This is a genomic window from Lysinibacillus sp. DFXJR4 (genome assembly GCF_057196045.1).
The window spans coordinates 60,145-67,054 of the sequence record NZ_JBXUNW010000021.1 but is presented as its reverse complement, the minus strand read 5'-3'; the positions used below and the strand labels follow the sequence as shown (position 1 = coordinate 67,054).

Here is a 6,910-nt window from a genome sequence, read left to right as displayed (position 1 = left end):
CCTGGAACGGAAATCACCTTCATTTTGACTAAATATTCACAAAGAGTCCCTTGACCATTTAGTTTTTCAACACTATGTGGAGTTGTCCCAAATTTAATTTTGAGACGACTCCTTTTTTCTGTTATACTAGGTGAGATAAAAATGAAATCCGAACGGTTAGGAGAGAATTCCTTTGAGCAAAGTATATGTATTTGATCATCCACTAATCCAACACAAGTTAACTTATATTCGTGATAAGAATACGGGAACAAAAGAATTTCGTGAGCTAGTTGATGAGGTAGCTACTCTTATGGCATTTGAAATTACTCGTGATATGCCAGTGGAAGAAATCGAAATTGAAACACCTGTCACTATAGCGAAAACAAAAGTTCTTTCTGGAAAAAAACTTGCGATTGTCCCAATTTTACGTGCAGGAATTGGTATGGTAGATGGTGTATTAAAGCTAATTCCAGCGGCAAAAGTAGGTCATATCGGTCTATATCGTGACCCAGAAACATTAAAGCCGGTTGAATATTACGCAAAGCTTCCAGCAGATGTTGAGGAACGTGATTTCATCATTGTAGATCCAATGCTTGCAACTGGTGGTTCAGCAGTGGAGGCTATTAACTCCCTGAAAAAACGTGGAGCGAAAAATATTAAATTTATGTGTTTAATCGCTGCGCCAGAGGGTGTAAAAGCAATTCAAGAAGAACATTCAGATGTGGATATTTATATTGCTGCTCTTGACGAAAAATTAAATGACCATGGCTATATTGTGCCAGGTTTAGGAGATGCAGGAGATCGCCTATTCGGTACGAAATAAGGTAGATCTCTAGTGTATGACTTTTTTAGGCAACTTATAAAACTTCAAAGCGTCCTTCAATATTGAAGGACGTTTCATCGTATGTTTAGGTGGCTCCCACTTGAAGTTCCGCTATTTCAGTAGGTGTTTGGACACCCACAGAAAAGTAACCAAATCCACTCCATCATTTGCTGAATGAAGACAAATGCATTTCAACGGGGAAAAACACTTTTCATACAATAAAATAAAGGACGGTGCAAATCGTTTTGACTAAAAAATGGAAAGTAATGACGATTTTTGGTACAAGACCAGAGGCAATTAAGATGGCTCCTCTTGTATTAGAATTACAAAAGCATCCTGAGCAAATAGAATCGATTGTGACTGTAACTGCTCAACATCGCCAAATGCTAGATCAAGTTTTAGAAACATTTAAAATCGTACCTGACTACGACTTAAATATTATGAAGGATCGTCAAACATTAATCGACGTGACAACGAATGCATTACATGGTTTAGATCAAGTCATGAAAGAGGCTAAGCCAGATATTGTTTTAGTACATGGCGATACAACGACTACTTTTGTTGCAAGTCTTGCAGCATTCTATAACCAAATTGCAATTGGTCATGTGGAGGCAGGGCTACGTACGTGGAATAAGTATTCACCTTATCCAGAGGAAATGAATCGACAATTAACAGGAGTCATGGCTGATCTTCATTTTGCACCGACTGAAGTATCAAAGAAAAATCTATTAGATGAAAATAAAAAATTAGAAACTATTTTTGTCACAGGTAATACAGCAATTGATGCATTAGCTACGACCGTCAGTGAACAGTATACACACCCTGTATTAGAGAAAATTGGTAAGGATCGCATGATTTTATTAACAGCGCATCGTCGTGAAAATCTGGGTGATCCAATGCGTCATATGTTCCGTGCAATTACGAGAATCTTATCCGAGCACGAAGATGTACAAGTTGTGTATCCGGTGCATATGAACCCAGCCGTACGTGAAATTGCTAATAACATTTTAGGGGATCATAAGCGCGTGCATTTAATTGAGCCGCTTGAAGTATTCGATTTCCATAATTTCGCGGCTAACTCTTATATGATACTTACAGATTCAGGTGGTATTCAGGAGGAGGCGCCTTCATTAGGGAAACCAGTTCTTGTGCTAAGAGATACTACAGAGCGTCCAGAAGGAATTGCGGCGGGCACTTTAAAGCTAGCAGGGACAGAAGAAGAAACAATCTACTCTCTTGCAAAGGAATTATTAGAAGATACAAATGCCTATGAAACCATGGCAAAAGCATCAAATCCTTACGGTGATGGACATGCCTCTGAGCGAATTGTAAAAGCTCTCTTAGATTTTTTGCATAAAAGCAAATAATATACTATTTTAATGAATAAAAATGAGTCTATTTTACCTAGTTTGATGGGTAGGCTAATTTACGAGCGAAATCCTGTCGTAAATTAGCTTTTTTTTGCATAATTCTAAAAATAAATTTTGAATCTATGAAATTTCATACACAAATTTGTCAACAATTTGACAAGAGTATAGTGGCTGTGAAGTTTTTCTCCTTTACTAATTGACTTCAAATACCTCCTATTGTATGCTTACAAAGGGTAAGAATGATAAGGGTTTCTATTCGTTGAAAGGCGTTGAAACACTTGTTATATCAAGTTTCTACTAAATTGACAGTTCAAAATAAAAGCTGTCGATTTGCAACGTTTTGTGCGTTTCGGTTTTTTACCGAAGTAGGTAAGGGGTGTAAGGCATTTTTTAGGAATTTACACCTGTAATTGAAATGACTCTCCCGTTACTATTCCGCTGTGAGTAGTGTTTTTCACTGCTCTTTTCTGATTTCACATGGTGGTCAGCAAACGTTTTCAATACTCGAAAAAATGATTCAGGAGATTACAACCAATGCTAGATTTGCATCACATTTTTGCTATGCAGAAGAGAGCGTTATTTTTTTTGCTCGCACTCTGCGCACTAGGCTGGGGCTTTACGCCTTATCAAACGGTTTTTGCGGGCATCGCAATCGGTGCATTCTTTGGTACGTATAATTTTTGGATTTTAGTTCGCCGTATGGAGAAGTTTGACAGGTCCATTAGTGAAGGGAAGAAAATAGGCTCACTTGGTACAGCACTTCGCTTTGCATCAGGTGTGGCGGCAGTCGCTATAGCCATTTCGTTGCCAAACTATTTTCACTTAATTAGCACGGTCATAGGGCTAATGATTCCGTACGTTTTTCTCTTTGTCGAGAGAATTGTGTCACATGTAAGGAACCGCTAATGTGCTTAAAATTAGAAAGAGAGGTGAAAAAATAACAATGAATCACGAAGCTCCGTTATACCCTGTAGATTTAGGTTTTACAACATTAACATTTAACTTATCTACAGTGATGATGTTACTAGTTGCAGCAATTATCGTATTTCTAATTGCGTTCATTTCAACTAGAAGTTTAAAACTAAAGCCAACTGGGATGCAAAACTTTATGGAATGGATTATGGATTTCGTAAAGAATATCATCAAAAGCAACATGGACTGGAAAACTGGTGGGCGATTCCATATTTTAGGTATCACACTTATTATGTTTATCGCAGTATCTAACTTACTAGGTCTTCCATTTTCTATCGCCTATGGTCACACACTATGGTGGAAATCTCCAACAGCTGACCCAACAGTAACAATGACTCTTGCGACAATGATTTTATTAATGACGCACTACTATGGTATTAAAATGAAGGGTACAGGCCATTATGTTGGGTCATACTTCAAACCAATGGCATTCATGCTCCCATTAAAGCTTGTGGAGGAGTTTTCCAATACGCTAACTCTTGGTCTACGTCTTTACGGTAACATTTATGCTGGTGAGATTTTACTTGGCTTACTTGCTGGTTTAGCAATAACAGGTCCTATGGGCTTCATTGGAGCAATTGTTCCTATGATGGCATGGCAAGGTTTCTCAATTTTCATCGGCTTTATCCAAGCCTTTATCTTCACAATGTTAACAATGGTTTACATTGCTCATAAAGTGAGCGATGACCATTAATATAAAGCATATATCCTATGCTTGAACCACAAAAACAAACAATTCCAAGGAGGAAATTTTCAAATGACAGGTTCATTAGGTTTATTAGCAGCAGCAATCGCAATCGGTTTAGGTGCACTTGGTGCAGGTATCGGTAACGGTCTTATCGTTTCAAAAACAGTAGAAGGTATCGCTCGTCAACCAGAAGCACGTGGCGTTCTTCAAACTACAATGTTCATCGGGGTAGCATTAGTTGAAGCCCTACCAATCATCGCAGTAGTAATCGCATTCATCGTATTGAACAAATAATTCAGTTGTATACTGAATTCTAGTGGCGAAGCAGGAATCTCCAGATGAAACTTCGCCCTTCATTTTGGAACAGATAAAAGCTATGTGAAAATATAGCTTTTTAAAATAGGTAGTTTTTCAAGTTATTAAATAATGTTGAAGTCAAAGCTCTTGAAGGGAGTGAAACAATCGTGTTTTTAGATTATCTTGTACTAGGTACCAGCGCTGGTGAAGGATTTAACAATGGTGACATCATCTCAACATTGGTTATCTTCCTATTATTAATGTTTTTACTGAAAAAGTTCGCTTGGGGTCCTCTTATGGGCATCATGCAACAACGTGAAGAACTAGTAGCTAGTGAAATCGAAGCAGCTGAAAAAGCGCGTAAAGATTCGCATCAATATTTAGAAGAACAAAAGAGCCTTCTTAAGGAAGCTCGTACGGAAGCACAATCGATTGTTGAAGGCGCTAAGAAGCAAGGCGAACTACAAAAAGAAGAAATTCTTACTGCAGCACGCAATGAAGCGAACCGCTTAAAAGAATCGGCTTTACGTGAAATTGAGTCTGAAAAAGAAAAAGCTATTGCAGCTGTACGTGATGAAGTCGTTTCATTATCTGTACTTGCAGCATCTAAAGTCCTTAGCAAAGAGATTTCTGAGGCAGACAACCGTGCTCTAATTGAAGAGACGATTGCGAAGGCAGGGGAAGCTCAATGAGTAATTCAACTGTAGCAAAACGTTATGCTCAAGCGCTATTTGAATTAGCGCAACAAAAAAACATTCTTGCTGAAGTTGGGGCAGACTTAAACGAGCTTACAAAGGTTGTCAAAGAGTCTCCTGATTTTTTAACACTTTTAAATGCTCCTAAGTTCTCTATCGAACGTAAAAAACAAATGCTTGCAGACATCTTTGCTGGTTCAACACCAGAGGTTTTACACACAATTCAACTACTTGTTGAGAAAAAACGTGTAAACGAAGTCAAGCTAATTGCAAAAGAATACGCTGAGCTAGCTGCACAAGCACAAGGTACGGCAGATGCAACAGTATTCTCTACTCGTGAACTTTCTGCTGAAGAAAGCGCAAAAATTTCTGCAGTATTCGCGAAACTTGTTGGTAAACAATCATTAAATATTACAAACGAAATTGATCCATCACTTCTTGGTGGAATTCGTGTTCAAATCGGTAATCATATTTATGACAGCTCAGTAGCGAACAAACTTGAGCGCTTAAAACGTGAATTAATCGGTTAATAATTTAGAAATGTGAGAGGTGACATACATGGGCATCAAGGCTGAAGAAATCAGCAGTCTGATTAAACAACAGATTGAGAATTATGAATCTGAACTTAAAGTAAGCGAAGTTGGTACAGTTATCCGTATTGGTGACGGTATTGCTCTTGCTCATGGCCTCGACAACGCCATGGCTGGAGAGCTTTTAGAGTTCTCTAACGGTGTTATGGGTATGGCTCAAAACCTAGAAGAAGGTAACGTTGGTATCGTAATCTTAGGTCCATACACTGACATCAAAGAAGGCGATGAAGTTCGTCGTACAGGTCGTATCATGGAAGTACCAGTTGGTGAAGAACTAATTGGCCGTGTTGTAAACCCACTTGGTCAACCAGTGGATGGACAAGGTCCTATCAACACTACAAAATCTCGTCCAATCGAAAGTCCTGCTTTCGGTGTAATGGCTCGTAAATCAGTACACGAACCACTACAAACTGGTATTAAAGCGATTGACGCATTAGTACCAATCGGTCGTGGTCAACGTGAGTTAATCATTGGTGACCGTCAAACTGGTAAAACATCAGTAGCTATCGATACAATTCTTAACCAAAATGACCAAAACATGATTTGTATCTATGTAGCAATCGGTCAAAAAGAATCTACTGTACGTGGTGTAGTAGAAACGCTTCGTAAAAATGGTGCTTTAGATTATACAATCGTTGTGACAGCTTCTGCTTCTCAACCAGCTCCATTACTTTTCCTAGCACCTTTAGCTGGTGTATCTATGGCAGAAGAATTCATGTTACAAGGTAAACACGTGTTAATCGTGTATGATGATCTTTCTAAACAAGCATCAGCTTACCGTGAACTTTCACTTCTTCTACGTCGTCCTCCAGGTCGTGAAGCTTACCCTGGTGACGTTTTCTACTTACACAGCCGCTTACTTGAACGTGCTGCGAAGTTAAATGAAACATATAAAAATGGTTCGATTACAGCTCTTCCATTCGTTGAGACACAAGCTGGGGATATTTCTGCATACATCCCAACAAACGTAATCTCAATCACTGATGGACAAATTTTCTTACAATCTGACTTATTCAACTCAGGTGTACGTCCTGCGATTAACGCTGGTCTTTCTGTATCACGTGTAGGTGGATCTGCTCAAATTAAAGCGATGAAAAAAGTTGCTGGTACGCTACGTCTTGACTTAGCAGCATTCCGTGAGCTTGAATCATTCGCTCAATTCGGTTCAGATTTAGATAAAGCAACACTTGCTAAACTTGAGCGTGGTAAACGTACGGTTGAAGTTCTTAAACAAGACCTTAACAAACCACTTAAAGTTGAAAAACAAGTTGCGATCCTTTATGCATTAACTAAAGGTCATTTAGATGATATTCCAGTACAAGATATCGTTCGTTTTGAATCTGAATTCTTAAGCTGGTTAGATACAAACCACACAAATGTTTTAGATCATGTTCGTACTACAAAAGAACTTGCTCCTGATGCAGATTACGTAGCAGCTTTAACTGAGTTCAAAAAAACTTTCGCTAAATCAGAATAAGTTCGAGCTAGTCACTTGA

General features: G+C 38.6%; 8 protein-coding genes. All 8 read left to right on the top strand.

Annotation, left to right across the window (positions count from 1 at the left end):
* The first annotated feature begins 172 nt into the window (after nucleotides 1-172).
* Nucleotides 173-802 carry a uracil phosphoribosyltransferase gene (gene upp, locus AC2CGN_RS23360; protein WP_008180557.1) on the top strand — a complete coding sequence of 210 codons (630 nt, stop codon included), beginning with the start codon at nucleotides 173-175 and terminating at the stop codon, nucleotides 800-802.
* A 245-nt stretch (nucleotides 803-1,047) separates the two neighbouring features.
* Nucleotides 1,048-2,169 carry a non-hydrolyzing UDP-N-acetylglucosamine 2-epimerase gene (wecB, locus tag AC2CGN_RS23355; protein WP_484516555.1) on the top strand — a complete coding sequence of 374 codons (1,122 nt, stop codon included), beginning with the start codon at nucleotides 1,048-1,050 and terminating at the stop codon, nucleotides 2,167-2,169.
* A 537-nt stretch (nucleotides 2,170-2,706) separates the two neighbouring features.
* A complete protein-coding gene (locus AC2CGN_RS23350; protein ID WP_283870730.1) occupies nucleotides 2,707-3,078 on the top strand; it encodes an ATP synthase subunit I in 372 nt (123 codons plus the stop codon).
* Nucleotides 3,079-3,115: 37 nt separating this feature from the next.
* Nucleotides 3,116-3,838, top strand: a complete 723-nt coding sequence (gene atpB, locus AC2CGN_RS23345) for a F0F1 ATP synthase subunit A (RefSeq protein WP_429984273.1) — start codon at nucleotides 3,116-3,118, stop codon at nucleotides 3,836-3,838.
* A 63-nt stretch (nucleotides 3,839-3,901) separates the two neighbouring features.
* Entirely contained in the window at nucleotides 3,902-4,126 is a 225-nt protein-coding gene (atpE, locus tag AC2CGN_RS23340) for a F0F1 ATP synthase subunit C (RefSeq protein ID WP_484516552.1), read from the top strand.
* A gap of 170 nt (nucleotides 4,127-4,296) precedes the next feature.
* Nucleotides 4,297-4,821 (top strand): F0F1 ATP synthase subunit B, encoded by a 525-nt coding sequence (gene atpF / locus AC2CGN_RS23335; protein ID WP_484516550.1) that lies wholly within the window; start codon nucleotides 4,297-4,299, stop codon nucleotides 4,819-4,821.
* Nucleotides 4,818-5,354 carry a F0F1 ATP synthase subunit delta gene (locus AC2CGN_RS23330; protein WP_484516549.1) on the top strand — a complete coding sequence of 179 codons (537 nt, stop codon included), beginning with the start codon at nucleotides 4,818-4,820 and terminating at the stop codon, nucleotides 5,352-5,354. The genes atpF and AC2CGN_RS23330 overlap by 4 nt, the downstream gene beginning before the upstream one ends.
* 28 nt (nucleotides 5,355-5,382) lie before the next feature.
* Nucleotides 5,383-6,891, top strand: a complete 1,509-nt coding sequence (atpA, locus tag AC2CGN_RS23325) for a F0F1 ATP synthase subunit alpha (protein ID WP_283870733.1) — start codon at nucleotides 5,383-5,385, stop codon at nucleotides 6,889-6,891.
* The last annotated feature ends 19 nt before the right edge of the window (nucleotides 6,892-6,910 follow it).